We start from the raw sequence: 20,976 nt of genomic DNA on the forward strand, positions 1-20,976 counted from the left end.
TGGATGCCACCCCCGGCGCCCCTTTATTCCCTATCGCCTATTCTCTACTCACTCAACAATCAGGTTATCCCCTACGCTATCAATGGCTGATATTAGAAGCGTTGTCTTATAGTTCGATGAAATATTTACCTCCCTCACACTTGTTCATAATGGCATTGAGAAGGACGCTCAGAACGAGACTCAAGATATCTATCGTTACACCCGTTTTTCGCTTACGCCGTAAAATATAGGCGCCAAGTTCGGCGGCTGTTTCTCGTGCAATGGATCCTGATACCAAAGGGGAAGTTGGAACGACTAACGAATCTGATATGCAGTAGCAAAAAGGGTTCTTGACGCCAATGTAACCATTACCGATAGACTTCGGGCATTACCATGCCTTAATCAGCCAAGATGTTCTGTCAACCGGCACACGTTAAAGCAAATTGGGATCCGGACATAATTCAATTATCTGCCCACTATTGTTTTGGCAAATCGCGAACCATTGTTGATTTTAAACAGCTTCGACTAAGGATGTCTGAGTTCTGTTCCTTAAGGCATCGGTGGCGCAAGATGTTGGGTCAAGGCCAATAGTAAACATCACGCGCGTTTACTGGCCAACCCGCAGCTCACGGCGATGAACGCGGACATGGGAACTAACCAAGCTGTTCCCTGCGCAACATCGGTATAAAAGCTGCCCAGCAGCGTATTGTCGAGAAAACCAATACCAATTTGTATAAATCCCAGCAGCGCCGAGGCACTGCCTGCCTTCTCCGCCTGCCTTTCCATCGCAAAGCTGGTTAGACCCGGTGCCACCAGTGCGTTGCCAAAGACCCAAATCGCCGCGGGACTTATCCATACCCAGACCGCGGGGACGCACAGGTGAGGCAGTAGTAAAAACAGTATCCCGCCGAGCGCAATGACCGATACCCCTAGCCGGATAATAGAAGTCAATGAATGGAGTCGTAACAAACGGTTGGCGAGCAGAGAACCGGTAATGTACGAGCCCGTTTGGAACATCATCACTAATCCGAAGCTGAAAGTGGAAAGTCTGAGCCGATAGATCAAGACAAACGGCAGCGCAATGGAAAGCGTATAAATTCCACCCACGCCGCTACCGATGGATAGCGCCGGCAGTACAAAGTGGCGTTGCATTAGCAGGCGATAATAATGATCAAACGTCGTCAGTAATCGCAGCGGCGCGCGCCGGTTGAGCGTTTCATGCGTCATTAACCACAGCGTTGCCATTGTTAGCAAGGCATAACCCAGCATGATGGCAAAAACCGCGCGCCAGGTGGTGAACATGATTGTCACTGCGCCCAATGCCGGCGAAAGCAGCGGTATGCTTACAAGTAGGCTGCGGACAACTTAACAGCCGCAGCTCTTTCATGAGCCTGCTGGCAAGCCATCGTCCCATCCGAAAGCCTATCATCGTTGCCATAGTTGCGATACTTCTTGCGCCGGCAGAACCATGGCTGATGTTATGCACCTCCAGAACCTGGCTGCGTAATACAGCCCGCCTGCCGTCTGGCTTTTCAGAACAGTTTTTCCAGTATTTGTAGCTGCTGCGATTAACCCCGAACACGTGGCAGAATATGACCACAGGATAACTCGCCCTGAGTTTCCCGATTAACGAGAACTGTTCAGGTAATCTGACATCAAGAGCGCGGTAGCCTTTTTTGCTATTTCATTTTCACTTCAATACGCTGTGTCATTTCTTCAGCTCGCGTATTTCGATTTGTTCCGGAGTTATGGGGTAGGCTTTTGATGTTTTTCCCCGTCATTCATTACGCGGCTGCTTCACCCATCGTGTCATGGTAGAAAGTCCAACATCCATAGCACTGGCCGCATCTGAAACGGTGTAGTTCTGAGGTGAGCATATCACCTCTGTTCAGGTGGCCAAATTCAGTGTGCCACTACCTATACAGGCGCGAGGCGACAGTCAGCGTCGAGCGTGCCTCTATTCTCTGCTTCATCGATGACTTTCTATGGCGATAAGATTGCGGTTATCACCCGTCCAATACAATCGCCAGCAGGAGGAACGCACTTCGCCGCTTATGGCCGGAAGTCCCGTTATCTCACGGATAGCCTGCTTTGCTGGGGTAGCGATGTGCAAACTCCGCTAAAGCCAGTTTCTGCTCCTGATAATTTATTCGCCTCCGACAGATTGCCCAGGTAAAAACTGACGGTGCCCGGAGCAACGCGATGCTTTGTGCATCACGTTATTACCTCTGCCGCCTCTAGGCCCTTTTCCTTGCCGCTCGCCCGCTGCTTAGCGGGCCGGTTCTCTTAAGCCTTACAGGGCGCGTGAATATAATTGTTTGATATCGTCGATGCCGGCTGTGCGGGGATTACCGCCGGTACAAACGTCCTCCAGGGCCGCTGGGCGAGCTGGGGAATATACTCGGGGTTCACCCCGACCTGGCCTAACCCTCGGGGAATGTCGACATCGCGGCACAGTGTTTTCACTGCCTCGACCGCCATCTGGCGTGCCTGCGCTATATCCACACTCTGAGCATCGCTTATTCCCAAAGCTATCGCGATATGGCGATATTTTTCACCGGTGTTCTCTGCGTTCCAGGCCATAACATGCGGCAGTAAAATGGCATTCGCCACGCCGTGCGGTAAATTATAAAACGCGCCCAAGGGGTGCGCCATGCCGTGCACCAGTCCAGGACCGACGTTGGAGAAGCCCATGCCGGCGATATATTGCGCCAGGGCCATACCTTCTCCTCCCGAGGCATGACCGGCGACGGAGTCTCTCAAGGAACGGGCAATGAGTTCGATGGTTTTCAAATGCAGCATGTCGGTCATTTCCCAGGCGCCGCGTGTTATATAACCTTCAATTGCGTGGGTGAGCGCATCGATCCGGTGGCGGTTTTCAATGAAGCGGGCATACTGGCCATCATATCGGCATCGACAATCGATACGAACGGAATATCATGGGGGTCGATACAAACGAATTTACGCCGTTTCTCTTCATCGGTAATGACATAATTAATAGTCACTTCAGCGGCGGTGCCCGCCGTGGTAGGCACGGCAATAATCGGCGCGGCTTTGGCGAAAAGCTTCAAGACCCCTTTTTAACACCACGATGGTTGGATTGGGCATAACCTCATCAAAGAGCGCGTAATCGAGATTATTTTCTTGCAGGAGCGTGGTGATTTTATCCACTACCCGGCAGTCGCGCAGGACTTTATCCGTCACCACCAGGCCTTTACGGTAGCCGCGCCGAGTAACTTCCTCGACGATATGTGCGATAGCGCCGGCGCCAAACCAGGCCGTTTCATTTAAAATTATTCTGTAAGCCATTTTATTCTCCTTGAAAAAAATAATGGATAGGAATGTTTATGACTGGCTGCTTTTTTCGACTAATAATAAGTGTTGTGTTGCCAGCACGCAGCCGCCCCGTTGATTTACTACTTCAAGCTGTTCCGTCACCAGGCCGTAGCCCGGTCTACGCGGATGGTCCTTTTTTCGCTGATGGACACTTTCACCTGCAAGGTATCACCAATAAAAACTGGTTCAGGAAAATTTAATTTTTCATAGCCATAGGTCATGGCGCGGGAATTAATATCACCCGCGGTCATGCCGGCGTGTAATACAATATCGCTTTCAGTGATGGTGCGTCCCGTTGTGGTGCGGGTTTCGCCCAGCACAAATTCCTCGAAATATTTATCGATAAACATAACTCTACTCCGGGCCGACGGTTAATCCAGGTGGTAGACTTCTTCCATATTCGTCCATAATTCCCCTGGCGTACGTGTTGCAAGCGGCGTCAGGCAGGGACGCATTCCGCCCACCATTTCTTAGTAACCGGATCCACAGCCATTTTTTTCATGTCTTCTTGATAATTGTCGCCATGATATTCGTAATAACTAAATAGATAGCCATCCTTAAAGTAAATAGAATAGTTGGCAATATTACATTTTTTGATCATGGCATTAACATCGGGCCAAGGATTAGCATGTAATTGTGCATAATAGGCATATTTGTCCGGCTTAACTTTTATCACGCCTCCAAAACGCCGAATTGACTTCATGGCAAATCCTCCCTATTAAATAATACGGCTGCGTGCCAGCGTTTCACGAATTTGAACTCTGCGCTGTTGGTTGAGCGGCCCGGTGGGGCGCAGCGAATGAACTGGAATATCCAGTCCGACTGGGTCAGCGCATATTTCACGACATTGTAAAACGGTACATCCAGGCTGTAGAGTGCCGGGATCTACGACAGTCGGCTTTGTAGCGCATTGGCCTGGTCGAATTCCTTCTGTTGCCAATGGCGATAAATCCCGCAGGTGAGCTGAGGAGCAAAATTGGCTCTTGCAGGAATGGCGCCATCGCCGCCGAGGATTAACGTGCCGAGCAGGTATTCGTCGTAACCGGCAAACACGGCAAAGTCGGGACGCACGGGTTTAACGGCATGGATCACTTCGCGAATATGGCTCAGGGTATCGACGGTATCTTTCAAGCCGACAATATTCAGACACGCCTGCGCCAGGCGCACGATACACGCGACCGGGATTGATTGTCCCGTCAGCGCCGGGAAATTATAAAGCAAGATGGGTAGCGGAAGATATTCAGCAATATAGCGATAATGCTCAAAGAGGTACTCTTCCGCCAGCGGATTATACCAGGGATTGACGACTACCACGCCGTCCGCGCCGTACTCTTGCGCCAGCCGGCCGAAGGCCAATGTCGCCTGTGTGCCTGAATGGGCAATGCCGACCAACACGGGTTTACGGCCGGCAACATGGGTGATACAAAACTTCATCACCTGCACACGCAGGGCGTCCGACATGTGCGCGAATTCGCCGGCGCTGCCGAGAAAAAACAGCCCGTCCACTTCGGTGGTAAGCAAATAATCGATAAGCCGTCCCATCGCCGCTTCGTCAAACTGCTCCTGCTCATCAAATAACGTGGGAACTAGTGGAATGATCCCTTTGAACTATAAGGACATATTTTTTCTCCTGCTTTAATGAAACTGCGCCGTCGTCTCCCGGGGCCGGAAGGGCTAGCCCATTCATGACAATCGATAAAGCCGCACGGCATTGTCGCTGAATAAGTGGGTCTGATACACGTGGCCGAATGCGCGCGTAATATCCATCATCACATCGATCCAGGGCACCATTCCCGTCCCCAGATCGCAGACGGGGAAATTGCTGGCAAAAATGACCTTGTCGCGGCTGAACGTCTTAAGGACAATCTCGACAGCGGGGCGAACAAGACCTATATCGCCTTCGGAGGGAATAATGACACCGGACACCTTGCAATAAACGTTGTCGCACGCGGTCAGCGCGTGCAGATTTTGCCGCTAGCGCAGAGCATGATCTGTTTCTTGCGCCAGTCGCATGGCATCCACCATACCCATATGATTCAATACAATGTTGGTTGCGGGCGCATGGCGCGCAAGGTGGGCCACATCGCCCAACTCAGCATTGCCTACGCAGGCCTCAAAGCACAGCCCGGCGTCGCCGAGCGCGTTGACATTCTGGATGAAGACGGGCGTCAGGCAGCTACCGGGCGGCTAGCTTGGTACATGCAGAACGTGTCGGACGCCTTTCACCCAGCGATGAATCGTGTTCGCTTCACGGCAGCGGGCGACAGCGTCAGGCTGCTGTAAATCCAGAGAGATGATGCCGCCGCAGACAGCGTTGGCGGGCTCCTCGCACAGTTCACGCAGATAGCGCGCCTCCTGTTGCCGTTGAACCGGGGCGACATCCACTTCCACATACAGCGCCCGGTCGATGCACCAATGCCCGTCAGGGGCGCAGGTCGGATAATCTGCCCACGCCACATCGTGCTGCAGCGCTGGTACCGCATCCAGCCACGGTAACCGGAAGCGGGACAGATCCCATAAATGAAGATGTGTATCGGTAATGTGCAGCACGCCGGGTCTCCTAATGGTTGTCTTGATAGGTTACCGGGATGGCGCCCTTAGCGGATGAACGGTAGCAGGCCTCCACCACGCACATAGTTTTCCAGGCATCTTCGACGCTATTCAGGTAGTGATAATTATCGTCTTCAATCTTACATTGCAGGCCGGCCATGGGACCGATAAAGGCGTCAGGAAACCAGGTTCCGTCAATGGAGATTTCTCGCCACCCTTTACCGTCATCGAGGACATATTCAAATTTATCGACAGAGCCTTTAGGGTAATTCAGGATGACGCCAATCTGAATTTTGATCGCGCCCCGGGTTCCCTCTATTTTGAAAAAACATTCTTGTTTATCCGGCGCATAGTCATGGCCGTGGTTGGTATGAATATTAGCGCGTACAATGTCGCCATAATCCAGAATGATGGACGATCGCGTCTGCGCCAGTTCCAGAATTTTGGGATGTTTCATAGTTTTACAGTAAACCGCTTGAGGGTCGCCAAGGAAAAAGCGTATAACATCAATGTAGTGGATGCTGTGGTAATTAACTTCCATTCTTTCCTTTTCAAACAGGAACTGCCACAGATTCCAAGGCGTTTGACAAATAACACGCATTTCCACATCGTGAATTTCGCCCAATCGGTTTTCCATGACCAGTTGTTTAGCGGCCATCATAAAGGGTGCGCGGCGTAGCTGAAAATTGATGCCGGCAATGAGTCCTTTTTGCCGGCAGCAGTCGAGAATAGCTTTTGCCTGCGTAAGACTTTCGCCCATTGGCTTTTGAATGAGCACGCCAACGCGTTCGGGCAGTTTTTGCAGGATAGCCAGGATTTCCGAAGCCGGCACGGCAATATCAAACACGCATTCTTCCGCCACGCCCTGTGCTATCAAGTCCTCAAGGGTGTCGCAACAGTGGGGGATTTGCCACTGTCTGGCCACGCTGTGCGCTTTTTGTTTATCGCGATCGTAAAGGGCGAATACCTTAAAACCCGCTTTGCGGTAAGCCGGCAAATGCGAATCGGTGACGATACCGCCGGCGCCGATAATGGCAATCGCTTTGGGGTTAACAGGTAAGGGGTGTTTCGTTGATATAGGCATATTTTTCTCCTTTATTAGGCGAGTCCGTTGGCATAACCGACGAGAGCGACCGAGAGTACAAGCACCACACTTCCCAAGAGCATCACTTTTTTGGGTCTCTCGTAGCCGCGCCACTCGCCGGTTTTTAAAGCCCAGGCGTTAGAGATGATCAAAGCCCCTGAGAGGAAAGCAATCCAGCCGATAACCGGCCCCAGATTACCCAGCAGGGCGGTCTTTGGCATATAGACCGAGCGCACCGAACCAGATGCAGCCGGTGTAGCAGCGCCTTGAACCAGGCAAAGGACGATCCGGGGCGTGAAAAATCGCTGAAGGTGTGGTTCTTGTTCAGCATCCACAGCGCGTAACCTATATTGGAAATAAACCCACCGGAGGCAAAGACGATCACATAAGCTATCAGGCTGGCGCTAACCGGGTTAATGCCGTCAGCGACGGCAAGCGTGCTGGCGCGGCTGGCGTAGGTTTAGACGATGTTCATGGCCGCGGTGCTGAAGCCGGATGCCAGCGCCATGAGCAATATGCTGACAAATTTTTCATTTTTTACTCGCGAAATTTCAAGCTTTGACTGTTGATCTTTTAAGATACCCGCGTGTGTGATAATGCTGACCCCGACGATCATTACCGCCATGCCCGCCAGTAGCCAGCTAAGCGAACGGGCCGGAAGAAGAGTGCCCAGAATAAATAACGGGATCAGCGAGCCAAGGGAGCATCCCACGCTGGTATTGATACCGACGGTCAACGACAGGCCGATGCTATCGATGCCTTTACCGTACCAGATAGCGCTGATTCCCCACAGGAACCCACAGGTGGCCGCAATAGCCAGCACCCAGGTGGGTGTTGCCAGGATATAACGCACAAATCCCGGGACTTCGACTCAGGTCCAGAATAGGGGGATGAGCAGTATCCCGATAATGGATAAAATGATCTAAAAGGCTTCCCATGAGAAAGGCCGGTAATTTTTCATTCCGAGGCCGAAACTTCCCTGGAACAGACAAGCGATCATTAAAACAATAAATCCCGCCAGCATAGTGTCTCTCATGTTAATTATCTTCGATGTTTAGAGAACACCTTGTATAGATAATTGTTCTCATATATGAAATAAAGTTCTTCATTTGGAACTAACAGGGAAGCTAATCCTCATTTTTTCGATATTCAACTTAAAAATTAACCTGCTTATTTTTTTCAGCCGCGATCAAATTTTTACTCGTTATTACTACAAAATCGGCTAACACTGTGCCTCAGTGGTATCTTAGTAGTACCAATTTTATGTGATGTTCATTGCAAAAGGAGCATTTATGGCGACGTTAAAGGGAATCACCTGGGGGCATAGCCGGGGGTATACATCGGTGGTTGCGACGGGGCAACGGTTTGGAGAGCTGCATCCAGACATTGATATCCAGTGGGAGAAACGTTCGCTACAGGCGTTTGCTGACGGCGATCTTGACGCTCTGGCGCAGCAGTATGATTTGCTGGTTATTATCCCTGGGCCGGATTTGTCGCGGAGAAAGTGCTACCGCTACAGGATTATTTGTCGGCGGCATACTTGGCCGATCAGGCGGCGAATTCCGTGGGCGGTTCCCATGAAAGTTATGATTTTCAGGGGTTTCAGAGCGCGCTGGCCATTGATGCAGCCACGCTGGTGGCCGTGTACCGTCCGGATCATCTGTCGGCTGGACGATTGACGCTGCCCGCCACCTGGGGTCAGTTGCTCGCTCTGGCGCAAGAAGGACGGGTGATTTATGCCGGGATCCCAATCAATATGCTGATGGATTTTCTCATGTTGTGCGCCATCCGCGGCGGCGCCTGGTTTGACGGTGAAACGATTGCCGATCGTGAAACCGGTATCGAGGCGCTGGAAGAGTTGCGCGAAACGGAGTAGTTATGCTTCCTCTTGCAGGTTTGATGGTACTTGATTTCAGCCAGTACCTGGCAGGCCCGTCGGCGGCCTTGCGCCTCGCCGATATGGGCGCCAGGGTCATTAAAGTGGAACGACTGGGAAGAGGTGACGGCAGTCGACGGCTGAATTTACGGAACCAGTGGGTGGACGACGACAGTGTGTTGTTTCATACCATTAACCGTGGTAAAGAAAGCTTCATGGCCGATTTGAAAGACTCACGGGCCTTGGTGCGCGTTAAACAACTCATAGCCCAGGCCGATGTGCTGATTGAAAACTTTCGGCCGGGCGTGATGGACAACATCGGCCTGGGCTATGACGCGGTGAAAATGCTTAACTCCCGTTTGGTATACGCCTCGGTCACGGGCTACGGCACGCGTGGCCGGTGGGCCAAGAAAGCCGGCCTGTTGATTCAGGCGATGTCAGGCCTGACCTGGTTGAACGGCGATTTTGATCAACCGCCCACGCCTTTCACGCTATCAGTCGCGGATTCTCTGGCCGGCGCGCATCTGGTGGAAGGGATCCTGGCTTGCCTATTTCGCCGGGGCCGGACGCAGCAGGGCGGGCGAGTCGACATCAGCCTGATGGAATCTCTGCTCGGCATGCAATTTGAGGTGCTGACCACCTGGCTTAATGATGGTCATCAGCCTCCGCGCCGCTGCGCAAAAAATAATGCGCATGCCTGGCTGAGCGCCCCCTATGGTATCTACCAGACGGCGGATGGTTATATCGCGCTGGCGATGGGCTCGGTCACCGATTTGGCGCGTATCTTTGCCTCGGATCGCCTTGCAGCCTATCACGACCCGACCAGCTGGTTTCGCTGCCGCGATGACATTAAAGCCATTATCGCCAACTGCACGCGACAACGTTCCACCGCACATTGGTTAACACTGCGGCAGCAGCAGGGCTATTAGGCTGCCGAGGTCAATGACTGAACGCTATGCGCCAGCGAAGGATTTCACTCGCTGGAAATGACCCAACGCGTCAGGCTGCCGGCGGGGGGAGAGATAACGCTGTTGCGCAGCCCGCTACGTTTCAATGGCGTACGGCCCGAAATAGGCCGTCCCGCACCGCGTTTAGGGGCGGATACGACGCGCATGAGCGCGGAACTGAATTTGAAAGAGGCCGATGTATGAAACCACTTGCAGGAATCAATGTCCTCGATTTCAGCCAATTTCTTTCCGGACCATCGGTGGCTCTGCGGCTTGGTCGACCTGGGCGCCAGCGTCACTAAAATCGAAAATCCGGCGGGGGGAGATATCTGCCGCAGCCTGTATATTTCAGAATGGCGGATTGATGGCGAGAGTACGCTGTTTCACGCCATTAACCGTAATAAGAAAAGTATCACGGTCGACCTGAAAGATTGCGCGGCACGTGCAGCGCTGCGCCCGCTCATTGAGCAGGCCGATGTTGTCATCTTCAATTACCGCCCCGGCGTGGCGCAACGTCTCGGTTTGGATTATCCGTCGTTGAAAGCGATGAATCCGGGTTTGATTTACGGCGAGATTTCTGGATATGGCGATCGAGGTCCCTGGGTTTCGCGCCCTGGTCAAGATTTGCTGGTACAGGAGCTGTCCGGCATTTGTTGTCTCAACGGCAACGCTTCGCAGCCGCCGTTGCCGCTGGGCCTGTCGGTCTCCGATATTTTTGCCGGCGACTATCTGGTACAGGGGATCATCGCCGCGCTGGTACACCGCATTCACGCCGGCAGCGGTTGTCTGGTACAGGTCAGCTTGCTGGAGACGCTGCTGGATTTACAATTTGAAGTGTTGACTACGTGGCTCAACGATGGCAGAGAGATCCCATCAGGAGCGCGGTCAATAATGCCAACGCGTATGTCGCGGCTCCCTATGGCATCTACCCGACGGATTTCTCGCGCTGGCGATGGCGCCGCTGCCGCGTCTGGGGGAACTGTTGGGCTGTCCGCCATTAGCGGTGTATTCCGAGCCGCAAAGCGCCTTTGACCGCCGCTATGAGATAAAGACGCTGTTATTGCATCATTTACGACAGCAGACCAGCGCCCACTGGCTGACGGTATTGGAAAAGGAAGATATATGGTGTGCCAACGTGCTGGACTGGGAGCAGCTAATCGCCAGTGAGGGATTTAAAGCGCTGGAGATGGTGCAACGGTTGACATTGCATAGCGGCAAGACGCTACTGACGACCCGCTGTCCCATCCGAATAGACGGTGAAATTTTTGTAAGCCCCGTAGGGGCGCCGCCGCTGGGCGCCGACAATCCCGTCTAACGGAGGCTTATTGCCGGGTGAGGGTTAACGCACCATCACCCGGCTTTCTTTCATTACCTGCAACACCTCTTCTATCGGCAGGCTTGCCACTCGTAGGCAAGGAACGTCACGCTGAATGCCGTGATCATCTTACCGCCGGTGGAGTACAGCGGCAGGGCAAGACAGGCGGCACGCTCATTCGCTTCGCGTTGATCAAGCGCATAGCCTTGCTAGCGTACCTGTTTTAATTCCGCCAGCAGCACCGGCAGCGTACCAATAGAGTTAATGGTCATTTTTTCAAGGGGGGGTCGCCATACAGATGCGTGATGTGCTCATCGCTGAACTGACTGAGCAGCACCTTGCCCACCGCCGTACAATGCGCGGGCAGATGGTTACCAATATTGCGCATCAGCGACAGGTCTTACTGCGCATGAGCTTTCACCAGATAGATCACCTGAGTGCCGTCCAGAATAGCGGCATGGGTGGTTTTACTGAGTTTTTTGCTCAAAAAAGCGGTCAGTAACCTTAAATCGCGGATTAAATCGGTGCTTTCGATGCAGTTGGCCGCGACATAGAGTAAATAGTCGTTATCCAGAAACTCCTGGATCAGACTGTGGGCTGAACTACGTGGGATGACCAGGCTGGCCTGCAACTGAGAAAAAGTCAGCCCCTCGCGATGGCTGGCGATGAGTTCCACGAGCCGGAAGGTTCTTTCCGCCGATTTTACTTTAGCCATAGCGTTTTCTTAGTTGTCCGCCATCTTGTCGTAGAATTTGCGTGATGACTGAAAAAAGGTGTGCAAGTTTTTTTTCAATTGCGCTTTATCGCGCTCGACAAACGCGTCATGAATCTTCAGGCGAAGTTTCAGGCTATGCGCCATCGCGTCCTCTGCCTTTAAGAGCTTGTGGGAAAAGTCCTTGCGCAACATGATAATGGTTTGCATCAGCTTGTCGTAGATCTGGTTGCCGAAGATCCTGCCCATTAACAGATCATACTCGTCCAGTAGAAGATGATAATCTTCCGGCTTGCCGCCCGCTAGCGGCACTTCCGTCATGTTGTCCATAATGGACTGCAGGCGGATGATGTCATCATTGCTGGCGGTGTCTACCGCCGTGAGGAAGACCTCTTCTTCTATCAATTTACGGGCGGCATAGACTTCATCCAGATTATGAATTTCCTTGTTGAAAATCCAGGTTATGGTTTCTTCCGGTAAATGCGGCTTGTTTTCGCAGACATAGCTGCCATCGCCGGGTTTTATCTCGATTAAGCCAATCAACGAAAGGGCACGTAGCGCCTCACGCACGCGGCTACGGGTAACGTTAAACATTTCGCCCATTGCGCGTTCGTTTGGCAGACGCTGACCGGGTTTGAGCTTGCCTGAGGTAATTTGCGAGGCGATTTGCTCCATTATCTGTTCGGTGAGGGTCACTTTCTTAAGTGCGATAACGTCCATTTTCCCTCCGGCAGGGACAGTGTTCATGTCCATGAATTTAGGGTATCGCGCCCCGTTGTGCAATGGTCTTGGCGCCGCGCGGGACGGCTGCGGTGTTTTGCATAGCACGGGTGAAGTAGCGGACAGGCGACACTTGTGGCTTCGGCGAGAACCGCTTTGGCGCGGGCCGAAATTCCTTCTATACTTAACTTTATGTTTTGAAAAACAGGAGGAGCGTATGACGATTCATAAGAAAGGACAGGCCCACTGGGAAGGCGATATCAAACGGGGTAAGGGAACCATTAGCACCGAGCGGTGCCTTGAAGCAGCAACCCTATGGCTTTAATACGCGTTTTGAAAGCGCGTCGGGGACCAATCCTGAAGAACTGATCGGTGCAGCTCATGCGGGCTGTTTCTCCATGGCGCTTTCGCTGATGTTGGGTGAATAAGGCTTTACGGCGACAAGCTCCGTCTGTCGGCACCATGCTGTCGGACTTTCCATTCGCCTTCGCCAAAGACCTTCAGGCCGGTTCCGTCAATGACTAGAGGTGAGATTTCACCACGGGTCGGCGTTTTTATGCTGATCTTAACTGTCTTTGCTCGCTTGCTGATCAGCGAGTAGTCTGGGTATCTTAGCGGCAGCACCATCAGTTTAAAAATGGTGTCAACGAAGCCCTGTAAAGCGCTTAACGAAAGGCCAAACACGCGTTTCATCATCAGAACAGTGGTGATAGCCATATCTGCGTAGTGAAGTGGCCGGCCACGCCGTTCAGGCGTTGTTTTTTCCGTCCATGCAACAATTGCCGACTCATCCAGCCATATCGTCAGAGCCCCGCGCTGCTTGAGAGCTTTGTTGTAAGTGGACCAGTTGGTTATTTTAAACTTTTGCTTTGCCATGGAGTGCAGATGTTGAAATGACGGTAGTGATCTGAGCAGACGATCACCTAAAAGTTATATTTATTCAACAAAGCTTTCCGGTCGGGATCATCGATTCCGGTAATATTATGGCGCATCCGTATCTGTTGTTGATGGGGCTGTTAATCGCGCTATTCTCCAGTTCGGTGCCAATGTCGCTGGAAATGGCCGCGCTGAAACGCCTACCGCATAAAACCTTCGGTATTCTGGTCAGTATGGAGCCCGCGATCGTGGCGATTATTGCTTTCATCACGCTTTCCGAACATCTGACATTTACCCAGGTCATCGCCATCGTTTTTCTCCATCACCGCCGGCGTGCCATGACGCGGCACCGGCGTCTTTACGGCGGAAAGATGTTGCCGGGCGCAGCGTTCCGAGGAGGGCGCAGGTGTGTGAGAAACCGACGACAGCATGCCTGGCATGATTGTCCCTTGTTCACGGCGGGAAAGCAAAAATTAGAGTCAATTAAATAGGTAATTACTAATTTAAAATAAAATTAATTCCTCGTCACCGATATGTCTGGTGCGAAAAAACGGTAACCGGTAAGCATCGCGCGGGGCTGCCGCAACGGCGAGTCAGTCCTTTACCCCATCGACCCTGATGTTGGTGAATGGCAAGGTGGGCAATCACAACGGCGGGTGTGAAGCAAGCCCGCAAGACGGATGGCTCTCCCTCGATACCACGCCTAAGACTTTTGCCGCGTTTGCTTTTAAACGACAGCGCCACAAACGGTCATCGAAGAGAGGTGTTTCGATGTTACAACTTGCATGAGACCGGGTCCCGTTGATAGAAAAGTGCATGAATATGCTCACTTTTTTCAGCAACGTCGTCGACAATTGCATACCCAGGATGTGATCAATGACTAAAAATGCAATATTAATCGCTGTTTCAGCGCATATGCGCTGGTCGTGAACAAGAAGAAAATGATATGTTATAGAAATTAACCCAAGGTTAACACCATGCTGCCAAAACACGTAACAAGGGGCAGTAATTGACATAAGGGAGACGTAAACCTTTCGCAATGATGACGACGAAGGTAAAAGCGTATCTCGGGCACGTTCGGCACCTTGCCGAGAACAGCGCTTTTAAAAGCTAAGTTTAGCGGGATGACGTATGAAAAACGTAAAAGCATCGGGAGCTTCGCCCTCGCTGGGTGGCGGGCTTTCCAACCGTCAGGTCACCATGATTTCAATTGCCGGTATTATCGGCGCCGGGTTATTTATCGGCTCTGCAAACGCCATTGCTATTACCGGCCCCGCAATCCTTATTTCATATGCCATTGCGGGCTTACTGGTGTTACTGGTGATGCGCATGCTGTGCGAAATGGCCGTTGCCCAGCCGGACTCCGGTTCATTTTCCACCTATGCAGCCCGGGCGATTGGCCCTTGGGCGGGCTTTACCATCGGCTGGCTTTACTGGTGGTTCTGGGTGTTGGTCATTCCCGTCGAAGCCATTGCTGGCGCGGATATTTTACACGCCTGGTTTCCCTCTGTGGCTCCCTGGGTGTTCGCGGTAGGTATTATGGCGCTGCTGACCTTGACCAACCTTTGCCACGTCAGGCATTTCGGCGAATTCGAGTTCTGGCTTTCGTTAGTCAAAGTGCTGGCAATCATCGCGTTTATCGTCATCGGTACGTTGGCCGTGATGGGATTTTGGCCGCTGGCGGACGTTAGCGGAACGGCGCGGCTTTTTAGCCATGGCGGCTTTATGCCCAACGGTCCAGGCGCGGTGTTGGGCGGTGTGTTGGTGACGATATTCTCTTTCTTTGGCGCGGAGATTCTGAGTATCGCGGCGGTGGAATCACAGGAGCCGGCAAGGCAAATCCGCAAGTCCACCAACCTTATTATCTATCGTATCGCGCTGTTTTATATCTTATCGATTTTTCTGGTAGTCTGTTTGGTTGACTGGGACGATCCCGCGCTTCCCCGGCAGGGAACTTTCCAATATGTTCTGTCGGTGCTGAACGTCCCCGGCGCCAAACGGATTATGGATTTTGTGGTGCTGATAGCGGTAAGCAGCTGCATGAATTCCGCTCTGTATACCGCCTCGCGCATGTTTTACGCGTTGGCCCGCCGGGGGGATGCCCCCGCGTTGGGTAAGCGCGTTTCCAGACATGGGACGCCGTGTATCGCGGTATTAGCCTCTACGTTGGCCGGTTTTCTGGGTTGTCTGGTCAATTATCTGTTTCCCGGCAAAGTATTTGGTTTCCTGCTCTCAAGTACCGGCGCGGTCGCGCTGCTGGTTTATCTCTTTATCGCGGTCTCCCAATTGCGCATGCGCGGCATTTTGGAACGCCAAGGGCAGCCGCCCCAATTTAAAATGTGGCTGTTTCCTTGGCTTAATTGGCTGAGTATCGGGATTATTGCCTCCGTGCTAGGTTACATGGCCTGCGCGCCGTCATACCGTTATGAGGCGTTGATGACGGGCGTCGTGGCGCTGATTGTTTTTTTGTTCAGCCTGATGGTTTGCCGCCATCGTGCCGCCGAAAGCGTTACCCAGCTCACGCCGGCGCGGGAGATGGACATTGAGCCTACCCGGCTGTAGCGCCCCCGGCTGCCGTTAACGGTGGAAGGTATTGTCGACCGACGCCGTGCTTAACGGGCAGATGAAAAAAAGCCGACGCGCTATCGTGCTGCGGTGTAAGGGCCGCTGGCAGCAAACGGTCCAACTTCCACTTATGCCTATAAGCGACGGAGAATAAGACGGAATTGCTAGCGCCGGCAAGGTTCACAGTGTTTTGCACTGGTAAACTGGAACCGCAGCAGAGTAAAACAAAAACGGAAGTCAATTTCCCGCCGGTAAGGCCGTAGCGATTCTCCCTTGCCGCCCCATCGCTTAGCTTGATAGAGGTTGTTTTATGAGTGCCCTTTCCTATGTTTCTACAGATAACAATTCCGCGTGGGCTACCTTCCTGGCTCAGGTGGAGCGCGTGTTACCCTATTTAGGCGATCTGGCCCTCTGGGCGGATACGCTGCGTCATCCCAAGCGGGCGCTGATTGTGGACATTCCCCTTGAAATGGATGACGGCACCATCCGTCATTTTGAAGGTTTTCGGGTGCAGCATAATTTATCCCGTGGGCCGGGCAAAGGCGGCGTGCGTTTTCACCCGGATGTCACGTTGGAAGAGGTCATGGCGCTGTCGGCGTGGATGACGGTGAAAAGTGCCGCGCTGAATTTGCCCTTTGGCGGCGCTAAAGGGGGTATTCGCGTCGATCCGCGCGAGTTATCGGAAAAGGAGCTGGAACGCCTGACCCGGCGTTATACCAGCGAAATCGGTACCATTATCGGTCCACAGCAGGATATACCAGCGCCCGACGTCGGCACTAACGCGCAGGTCATGGCATGGATGATGGACACCTATTCCATGAATATCGGCTCGACCGCCACCGGTGTGGTTACCGGTAAGCCCATTCATTTAGGCGGTTCTCTCGGTCGGGTGAACGCGACCGGTCGCGGGGTGTTTGTCACCGGCAGCAGCGCGGCGGAGCGGATAGGCCTAAAAGTAGAGGATTGCCGTGTGGCGGTGCAGGGATTCGGCAATGTCGGCAGTGTGGCGGCCGGGCTGTTTCACCGTGCAGGAGCTAAAGTCGTGGCGGTGCAGGATCACAGCGTCACATTGTTTGAGGCCCGCGGGCTGGATATCCCTGCGCTGGCGGAGTATCAGCGTCAGCATGGCGCTATCGCCGGTTTTACGGGCGGTACACAGCTGAAGGAAGATGAATTTTGGCACCAGGAGTACGACATTTTTCTGCCCGCCGCGTTGGAGGGAGTGATTACGCCCGAACGTGCACGCGCGTTGCAATGCCGTCTGGTGCTGGAGGGCGCCAACGGGCCTACCTTACCGGGCGCGGACGATATTCTGCGCCAGCGCGCCATCACGGTGGTGCCGGATGTGATTTGCAATGCGGGCGGCGTTACGGTGAGTTACTTTGAATGGGTCCAGGATTTCTCCAGTTTCTTCTGGAGCGAGCAGGAGATAAACGATCGACTGGATCGCATCATGCGCGACGCGCTGGAGACGGTGTGGCAAAAAGCGGATGCGCTGGATGTGACGTTACGCACTGCCGCATATGCTGTGGCCTGCGAACGGATACTGATGGCCCGCCGCGAGCGGGGGCTTTATCCCTAAGCGCGGGCCATATGTCCACCCCCCGCCGCCGCTTGATACCGTCGGCAGCGATGCTGTCGACGGCGCTTGGAAGAAGGTATTAGCCAGCGCCACACGCCGCTGGCTGACTTCAGGCCGCGAGGGTCGTCCCGGACTAGGAGAAAATACGGCTGCACGCGGCGTAATCCTAGGGCTGCGTCGCCATTGGCGTTAAGTCACCTTTGGCCCTCGGCTACGTTAGCGCCGGTTTTGCCATGAGCGCTGAGCGGGGCAGGGTTATCAGCCGGGCGTACAGGCACAATACGTATCCAGTAGCATCAACGTGACACCGTTTGTCCAGCCAAAGCCGTCCTGCAGGGCATATTCGCCGCCGCCGCCCAGACCTTCGCCTTCCACCACATATTTTTCCACCAGCTTATGCTCTTTTTCATAAAGCGTCTGAACGTTGTTCAAAAAGCGATTGCCTATGGCCGCTTCCTGACCGTAATAGCCAAAGCCTTGTACGGCAATCCATTGCAGCGGCGCCCAACCGTTCGGGGCGTCCCATTGCTCACCGTTATTAACCGTGGTGGTGACCAGCCCGCTGGGTTTAAGCAATAGATTACGCACGGTCGCGGCAACCCGGGCGGCGCGGTCCCTTGGCGCTATTTTCACCCATAACGGGAATACCGTGGCGGCGGTGACCGGGTGGGTTATTTGTCGCTGCTGCCCAGTCGTAATCAGTGTAATAACCGTCCTGCTCGTTCCACAGATAATGATTAATCGCCTGCCGGCGCTGCTCCGCCAACGCGGTGTAGCGGGTGGCGTCCTGGTGTGCGTCGAGTGCCTTGCTGCCCTCGGCCAGCGTCGTTTCTAGATGGTACAGCAGCGCGTTCAGATAGACGGGTAGCAGCGAAGTGGTGCGGATGGTGGAAAGGTCATGGGGATCGCAGCCAGCGGGAGCTGAAGTCCCATCATCCGGATGCGCGCCGACCCGTAAATCGCGGTAGACGTCGGCTGCTAAACGACTGTGCGCCTTGGCGGCGGTAGCGATATCTTCGCTGTAGGATTCGGTACGCGGCACGTTACGATCGTCCCAATAACGGTTGAGCAGGCTGCCGTCATCGAGGCAGACGACGCGTTCGCTTGCCTGTCCGGGCAGAAGTTCTGCGCTGCCCTGCATCCAGTAGGCGTACTCTTGTTTTAACTGGGGTAGATAGGAGGCGTAGACGCCGGCACCTTCATGTTGCGCCAGCAACGTTACCATAAAGAGAAAAACGGCGGCTGCGAGTGGCTAAGATAATAAGAGCGGTTGCCGTTCGGGATATGCCCATACGTCTCTATATCGTGGGCAAAGTTATCGGTCATGTTTTTTCCAACACCCAATGCCCGCTTTCCGCTAGCCCGAGCATGGTAAAATAACTGTCCCAATAATAGATTTCGCGAAAACGTCCTCCCGGCACTACGTAACTTTCTGGCAACGGTAGTAAGGAATCAAAGGGACGTACAGTATCCGTTTTGCGCGTCAAAATCGGCCACAGCCCGTCGATATGCTGGCGCAGACTCTCTGGCTGGCTGCCAGCCTTGGCTTGCTTCAGGCAAATCAAAGTGCGCAGCGACAAAGCGTTTTAAATCGAATCCCGCCTGTTGTTTTTGTTGCTGATAGGCGGCAAGGATCGCTGCCGGCGCCTGACGGGGTACCGCATCGGCAAAGGTTTTCTGGTCGGGGTAAAGTTTGGCGTGCTGCACGGCGTCAAACAGCGGGCCGAAAAGGCTATCCGGGGGCTGCGGCGCGTTGAGCTGCGGGTTCCGGGTTTGAGTGGTAGGGCCGTCTGACTTTGTCGCGAAAGGGTTGGAGCCGGCGCTATGGCTTAATTGCGGTTCCGCTGTTGGGGGCGATGCCGCACCCAGACACAGCGTCAGGATAAAAGGTAATAAAGCGGGTTTGCAACCGTGAAGGTGGTTGACCAAAATCGGCAGCCTAAGATGCTGGTAGGGAAAGGGAATGAATGCGGACAGACGGGGATGTCTCGCTATTCAACAAATTATTTGATTAATGACTAGTTAACTATAAATGGGTTGGCAGGTTGAAAGGAAATAAATTGAAAATAATTATTTCATAAAATGGAAATTTATCGGTGACTTAACGATTTATCTGCGCGGCGGTCAACCTAGTATCGGAAATTATAGAGTCTATTTTGGTGCTTTACAGGTACTGAAGCTGTGCTTAAATGGTTTTAGACTGGTCGCATAGGGGTGCTCATGTAGTGGCGTAATGATGCCCAAGAATGCTAAGAAGCATCGACGCGGCGGTGAACAGGCATTGAAGAGGGCCATTAAGGCACGGCATTAAACAGGCCAAGGGGGACGTCGAACAGGAACGGAACTGATGCCAATTTAACGCTGCTATTGTGGAAAAAACTTGCATGAATAACGCGTGATACCGATAGTAAACGAAAGCGGGTGGAGGTATATAAGGTACAAATAAGGCACCAGAAAGGTGGTTTAATGGTGTAATTATGATGTCTTTTTAGTGCAATAATTGTGCCGTACAAGATCGCTCTATCTCTATATTTATTTCTGTCTCTGTCTCTGTCTCTGTCTCTGTCTCTGTCTCTGTCTCTGTCTCTGTCTCTGTCTCTGTCTCTGTCTCTGTCTCTGTCTCTGTCTCTGTCTCTGTCATTACCTCTTTCTATCTGGACCTGCATTGGTGTCGGCAGGGGTGTGGCGGTTCGTACTCGCAGGGTTAAACCAAGCGCAGCATCGGATGCGCCTGGCCGCACGACAAGGTCATCAGCAGGCTTGGCTATCACCTTTTATCAACATGCCACCGGCCTGGCGCGGGACGGCTAAATGTCAACGTACTTCATTGCCGGGAGTATTAGCGCCAATGTCTATCGGCTCATATCGTGATTATGCGCGATGAGCACCAATGAGTGCTGCTTCAGCGGCAAAATGCGGGATCTTGTTAAGGTCAAAGTATCAAGGCGCCCGATAGGGTGGACCACAATCCATAACGTTAGGCGTTGGCGCCGTTATTGCACTAATAAACCTGAATCTTTCAAATAAGTGCTCTCCAGGAGATCATTGTCGGAGAAACAGGGCAGGGGTGGAGTAATAAACGCTCCCAAGATCCCCCGTCCGGCTGGTTACGTTTAGAGGATTAGGTTGCCGCAGTGCAATATTAAAATACGGCAAGACGCGGCGGGATGAAGGAAATCACTTATCGTTGATAAAGCATTTAAGATAAGAACGGACGTGCAGAAAAGTAAGTGTTATTATCTGTATGTTTTTAATATGTTTTTAATATGTTTTTAATATGTTTTTAATATGTTTTTAATATGTTTTTAGGGTTTTTATTGTTAGGGGTCATCCATATTTTTGCGGTTTACAATCCTAAAGCGTGCGGCTGTAGTAGCGGTAATTTTAATAGATGGAGTAATGAATTGGACATTCACCCTTTGAGTGACAACTTA

General features: G+C 52.7%; 22 protein-coding genes and 5 pseudogenes. 9 read left to right on the forward strand and 18 right to left on the reverse strand.

Going from position 1 to position 20,976, the window contains the following annotated elements; all coding sequences use genetic code 11:
- Nucleotides 1–576: 576 nt before the first annotated feature.
- The 11 genes and pseudogenes from SGP1_RS01550 to SGP1_RS31825 form a co-directional block, all read right to left on the reverse strand.
- Nucleotides 577–1,281 carry an MFS transporter gene (locus tag SGP1_RS01550; RefSeq protein ID WP_041866534.1) on the reverse strand — a complete coding sequence of 235 codons (705 nt, stop codon included), beginning with the start codon at nucleotides 1,279–1,281 and terminating at the stop codon, nucleotides 577–579.
- A 37-nt stretch (nucleotides 1,282–1,318) separates the two neighbouring features.
- Nucleotides 1,319–1,861, reverse strand: a pseudogene (locus tag SGP1_RS26270) (IS3 family transposase); the annotation flags it as partial.
- A gap of 411 nt (nucleotides 1,862–2,272) precedes the next feature.
- Nucleotides 2,273–3,288: pseudogene (locus tag SGP1_RS01555) on the reverse strand (iron-containing alcohol dehydrogenase).
- Between the two features lie 125 nt (nucleotides 3,289–3,413).
- Nucleotides 3,414–3,665, reverse strand: coding sequence for a MaoC/PaaZ C-terminal domain-containing protein (locus SGP1_RS01560; RefSeq protein ID WP_050747321.1), 252 nt, complete (start codon nucleotides 3,663–3,665; stop codon nucleotides 3,414–3,416).
- An 89-nt stretch (nucleotides 3,666–3,754) separates the two neighbouring features.
- On the reverse strand, nucleotides 3,755–4,018 hold the full coding sequence (locus SGP1_RS01565; protein WP_011410034.1) for an L-rhamnose mutarotase: 264 nt from the start codon (nucleotides 4,016–4,018) through the stop codon (nucleotides 3,755–3,757).
- Between the two features lie 182 nt (nucleotides 4,019–4,200).
- Entirely contained in the window at nucleotides 4,201–4,914 is a 714-nt protein-coding gene (locus SGP1_RS01570) for a dihydrodipicolinate synthase family protein (RefSeq protein WP_341532853.1), read from the reverse strand.
- Between the two features lie 84 nt (nucleotides 4,915–4,998).
- Complete coding sequence (locus SGP1_RS26275; RefSeq protein ID WP_050747322.1) at nucleotides 4,999–5,241, reverse strand: amidohydrolase family protein; 243 nt, start codon at nucleotides 5,239–5,241, stop codon at nucleotides 4,999–5,001.
- Between the two features lie 261 nt (nucleotides 5,242–5,502).
- Complete coding sequence (locus SGP1_RS26280) at nucleotides 5,503–5,865, reverse strand: hypothetical protein (protein WP_050747323.1); 363 nt, start codon at nucleotides 5,863–5,865, stop codon at nucleotides 5,503–5,505.
- A gap of 10 nt (nucleotides 5,866–5,875) precedes the next feature.
- On the reverse strand, nucleotides 5,876–6,949 hold the full coding sequence (locus tag SGP1_RS01580) for a Gfo/Idh/MocA family protein (RefSeq protein ID WP_011410035.1): 1,074 nt from the start codon (nucleotides 6,947–6,949) through the stop codon (nucleotides 5,876–5,878).
- A 14-nt stretch (nucleotides 6,950–6,963) separates the two neighbouring features.
- On the reverse strand, nucleotides 6,964–7,284 hold the full coding sequence (locus SGP1_RS31820; protein WP_198408761.1) for a hypothetical protein: 321 nt from the start codon (nucleotides 7,282–7,284) through the stop codon (nucleotides 6,964–6,966).
- A 125-nt stretch (nucleotides 7,285–7,409) separates the two neighbouring features.
- Nucleotides 7,410–7,802 carry an L-rhamnose/proton symporter RhaT gene (locus SGP1_RS31825; protein ID WP_050747325.1) on the reverse strand — a complete coding sequence of 131 codons (393 nt, stop codon included), beginning with the start codon at nucleotides 7,800–7,802 and terminating at the stop codon, nucleotides 7,410–7,412.
- A gap of 651 nt (nucleotides 7,803–8,453) precedes the next feature.
- Between SGP1_RS31825 and SGP1_RS23035 the strand changes: the two genes are divergently transcribed.
- The 5 genes from SGP1_RS23035 to SGP1_RS34860 are packed head-to-tail and all read left to right on the forward strand — an operon-like array spanning nucleotide 8,454 to nucleotide 11,087.
- A complete protein-coding gene (locus SGP1_RS23035) occupies nucleotides 8,454–8,825 on the forward strand; it encodes a hypothetical protein (RefSeq protein WP_050747326.1) in 372 nt (123 codons plus the stop codon).
- Between the two features lie 2 nt (nucleotides 8,826–8,827).
- Nucleotides 8,828–9,754 (forward strand): CaiB/BaiF CoA transferase family protein, encoded by a 927-nt coding sequence (locus tag SGP1_RS01595; RefSeq protein WP_011410036.1) that lies wholly within the window; start codon nucleotides 8,828–8,830, stop codon nucleotides 9,752–9,754.
- Between the two features lie 57 nt (nucleotides 9,755–9,811).
- Complete coding sequence (locus tag SGP1_RS31830; protein ID WP_198408762.1) at nucleotides 9,812–9,976, forward strand: hypothetical protein; 165 nt, start codon at nucleotides 9,812–9,814, stop codon at nucleotides 9,974–9,976.
- An 18-nt stretch (nucleotides 9,977–9,994) separates the two neighbouring features.
- Nucleotides 9,995–10,804, forward strand: coding sequence for a CoA transferase (locus SGP1_RS01600; RefSeq protein WP_198408763.1), 810 nt, complete (start codon nucleotides 9,995–9,997; stop codon nucleotides 10,802–10,804).
- Nucleotides 10,776–11,087 (forward strand): CoA transferase, encoded by a 312-nt coding sequence (locus SGP1_RS34860; protein ID WP_279379428.1) that lies wholly within the window; start codon nucleotides 10,776–10,778, stop codon nucleotides 11,085–11,087. The genes SGP1_RS01600 and SGP1_RS34860 overlap by 29 nt, the downstream gene beginning before the upstream one ends.
- A 71-nt stretch (nucleotides 11,088–11,158) precedes the next feature.
- Here SGP1_RS34860 and SGP1_RS36015 read toward each other — a convergent pair whose 3' ends face one another.
- The 4 genes from SGP1_RS36015 to SGP1_RS01610 all read right to left on the reverse strand — a co-directional run bounded on the left by SGP1_RS36015 (nucleotide 11,159) and on the right by SGP1_RS01610 (nucleotide 12,519).
- Nucleotides 11,159–11,242 (reverse strand): hypothetical protein, encoded by an 84-nt coding sequence (locus tag SGP1_RS36015; RefSeq protein WP_424141148.1) that lies wholly within the window; start codon nucleotides 11,240–11,242, stop codon nucleotides 11,159–11,161.
- Between the two features lie 113 nt (nucleotides 11,243–11,355).
- The gene (locus SGP1_RS34865; protein ID WP_083764633.1) at nucleotides 11,356–11,475 is read right to left on the reverse strand and encodes an IclR family transcriptional regulator domain-containing protein; all 120 of its coding nucleotides are present in this window, start codon (nucleotides 11,473–11,475) and stop codon (nucleotides 11,356–11,358) included.
- A 12-nt stretch (nucleotides 11,476–11,487) separates the two neighbouring features.
- Nucleotides 11,488–11,802 carry a helix-turn-helix domain-containing protein gene (locus SGP1_RS01605; RefSeq protein ID WP_041866535.1) on the reverse strand — a complete coding sequence of 105 codons (315 nt, stop codon included), beginning with the start codon at nucleotides 11,800–11,802 and terminating at the stop codon, nucleotides 11,488–11,490.
- A gap of 9 nt (nucleotides 11,803–11,811) precedes the next feature.
- Complete coding sequence (locus SGP1_RS01610) at nucleotides 11,812–12,519, reverse strand: FadR/GntR family transcriptional regulator (RefSeq protein ID WP_011410037.1); 708 nt, start codon at nucleotides 12,517–12,519, stop codon at nucleotides 11,812–11,814.
- Between the two features lie 217 nt (nucleotides 12,520–12,736).
- On the opposite strand from SGP1_RS01610, the pseudogene SGP1_RS01615 reads away from it, so the two are divergent.
- A pseudogene (locus tag SGP1_RS01615) lies at nucleotides 12,737–12,944 on the forward strand (OsmC family peroxiredoxin); the annotation flags it as partial.
- 22 nt (nucleotides 12,945–12,966) lie between these two features.
- Here SGP1_RS01615 and SGP1_RS01620 read toward each other — a convergent pair.
- Nucleotides 12,967–13,395: pseudogene (locus SGP1_RS01620) on the reverse strand (IS5 family transposase); the annotation flags it as partial.
- A 107-nt stretch (nucleotides 13,396–13,502) separates the two neighbouring features.
- Here SGP1_RS01620 and SGP1_RS01625 point away from each other — a divergent pair.
- From SGP1_RS01625 to SGP1_RS01635, 3 genes are all read left to right on the forward strand, one after another.
- On the forward strand, nucleotides 13,503–13,886 hold the full coding sequence (locus tag SGP1_RS01625) for an EamA family transporter (protein ID WP_041866536.1): 384 nt from the start codon (nucleotides 13,503–13,505) through the stop codon (nucleotides 13,884–13,886).
- Nucleotides 13,887–14,526: 640 nt separating this feature from the next.
- Entirely contained in the window at nucleotides 14,527–15,957 is a 1,431-nt protein-coding gene (locus SGP1_RS01630; RefSeq protein WP_011410038.1) for an amino acid permease, read from the forward strand.
- Nucleotides 15,958–16,270: 313 nt separating this feature from the next.
- On the forward strand, nucleotides 16,271–17,542 hold the full coding sequence (locus SGP1_RS01635) for a Glu/Leu/Phe/Val family dehydrogenase (RefSeq protein ID WP_011410039.1): 1,272 nt from the start codon (nucleotides 16,271–16,273) through the stop codon (nucleotides 17,540–17,542).
- Nucleotides 17,543–17,800: 258 nt separating this feature from the next.
- Here the strand turns inward: SGP1_RS01635 and SGP1_RS36020 are convergent, their stop codons facing one another.
- A complete protein-coding gene (locus tag SGP1_RS36020) occupies nucleotides 17,801–18,175 on the reverse strand; it encodes a trehalase family glycosidase (RefSeq protein ID WP_243466143.1) in 375 nt (124 codons plus the stop codon).
- A pseudogene (locus tag SGP1_RS34870) lies at nucleotides 18,123–19,122 on the reverse strand (trehalase family glycosidase). Before SGP1_RS34870 ends, SGP1_RS36020 begins: the two are co-directional and overlap by 53 nt.
- Nucleotides 19,123–20,976 lie beyond the last annotated feature (1,854 nt).

This window comes from Sodalis glossinidius str. 'morsitans' (assembly GCF_000010085.1).
In the GTDB taxonomy this organism is placed as follows: Bacteria; Pseudomonadota; Gammaproteobacteria; order Enterobacterales; family Enterobacteriaceae; genus Sodalis; species Sodalis glossinidius.

Excerpts from the sequence above, each read along its gene's own strand:
- SGP1_RS01600 (WP_198408763.1), top strand. The coding sequence starts at position 9,995 with ATGTCCTCGATTTCAGCCAATTTCTTTCCGGACCATCGGTGGCTCTGC.
- SGP1_RS01625 (WP_041866536.1), top strand. The coding sequence starts at position 13,503 with ATGGCGCATCCGTATCTGTTGTTGATGGGGCTGTTAATCGCGCTATTC.
- SGP1_RS01610 (WP_011410037.1), bottom strand. The coding sequence starts at position 12,519 with ATGGACGTTATCGCACTTAAGAAAGTGACCCTCACCGAACAGATAATG.
- SGP1_RS01550 (WP_041866534.1), bottom strand. The coding sequence starts at position 1,281 with ATGTTCACCACCTGGCGCGCGGTTTTTGCCATCATGCTGGGTTATGCC.
- SGP1_RS01605 (WP_041866535.1), bottom strand. The coding sequence starts at position 11,802 with ATGGCTAAAGTAAAATCGGCGGAAAGAACCTTCCGGCTCGTGGAACTC.
- SGP1_RS01565 (WP_011410034.1), bottom strand. The coding sequence starts at position 4,018 with ATGAAGTCAATTCGGCGTTTTGGAGGCGTGATAAAAGTTAAGCCGGAC.
- SGP1_RS31830 (WP_198408762.1), top strand. The coding sequence starts at position 9,812 with ATGACCCAACGCGTCAGGCTGCCGGCGGGGGGAGAGATAACGCTGTTG.
- SGP1_RS01635 (WP_011410039.1), top strand. The coding sequence starts at position 16,271 with ATGAGTGCCCTTTCCTATGTTTCTACAGATAACAATTCCGCGTGGGCT.
- SGP1_RS01580 (WP_011410035.1), bottom strand. The coding sequence starts at position 6,949 with ATGCCTATATCAACGAAACACCCCTTACCTGTTAACCCCAAAGCGATT.
- SGP1_RS01560 (WP_050747321.1), bottom strand. The coding sequence starts at position 3,665 with ATGTTTATCGATAAATATTTCGAGGAATTTGTGCTGGGCGAAACCCGC.
- SGP1_RS01630 (WP_011410038.1), top strand. The coding sequence starts at position 14,527 with ATGAAAAACGTAAAAGCATCGGGAGCTTCGCCCTCGCTGGGTGGCGGG.
- SGP1_RS01595 (WP_011410036.1), top strand. The coding sequence starts at position 8,828 with ATGCTTCCTCTTGCAGGTTTGATGGTACTTGATTTCAGCCAGTACCTG.
- SGP1_RS34865 (WP_083764633.1), bottom strand. The coding sequence starts at position 11,475 with ATGCGCAATATTGGTAACCATCTGCCCGCGCATTGTACGGCGGTGGGC.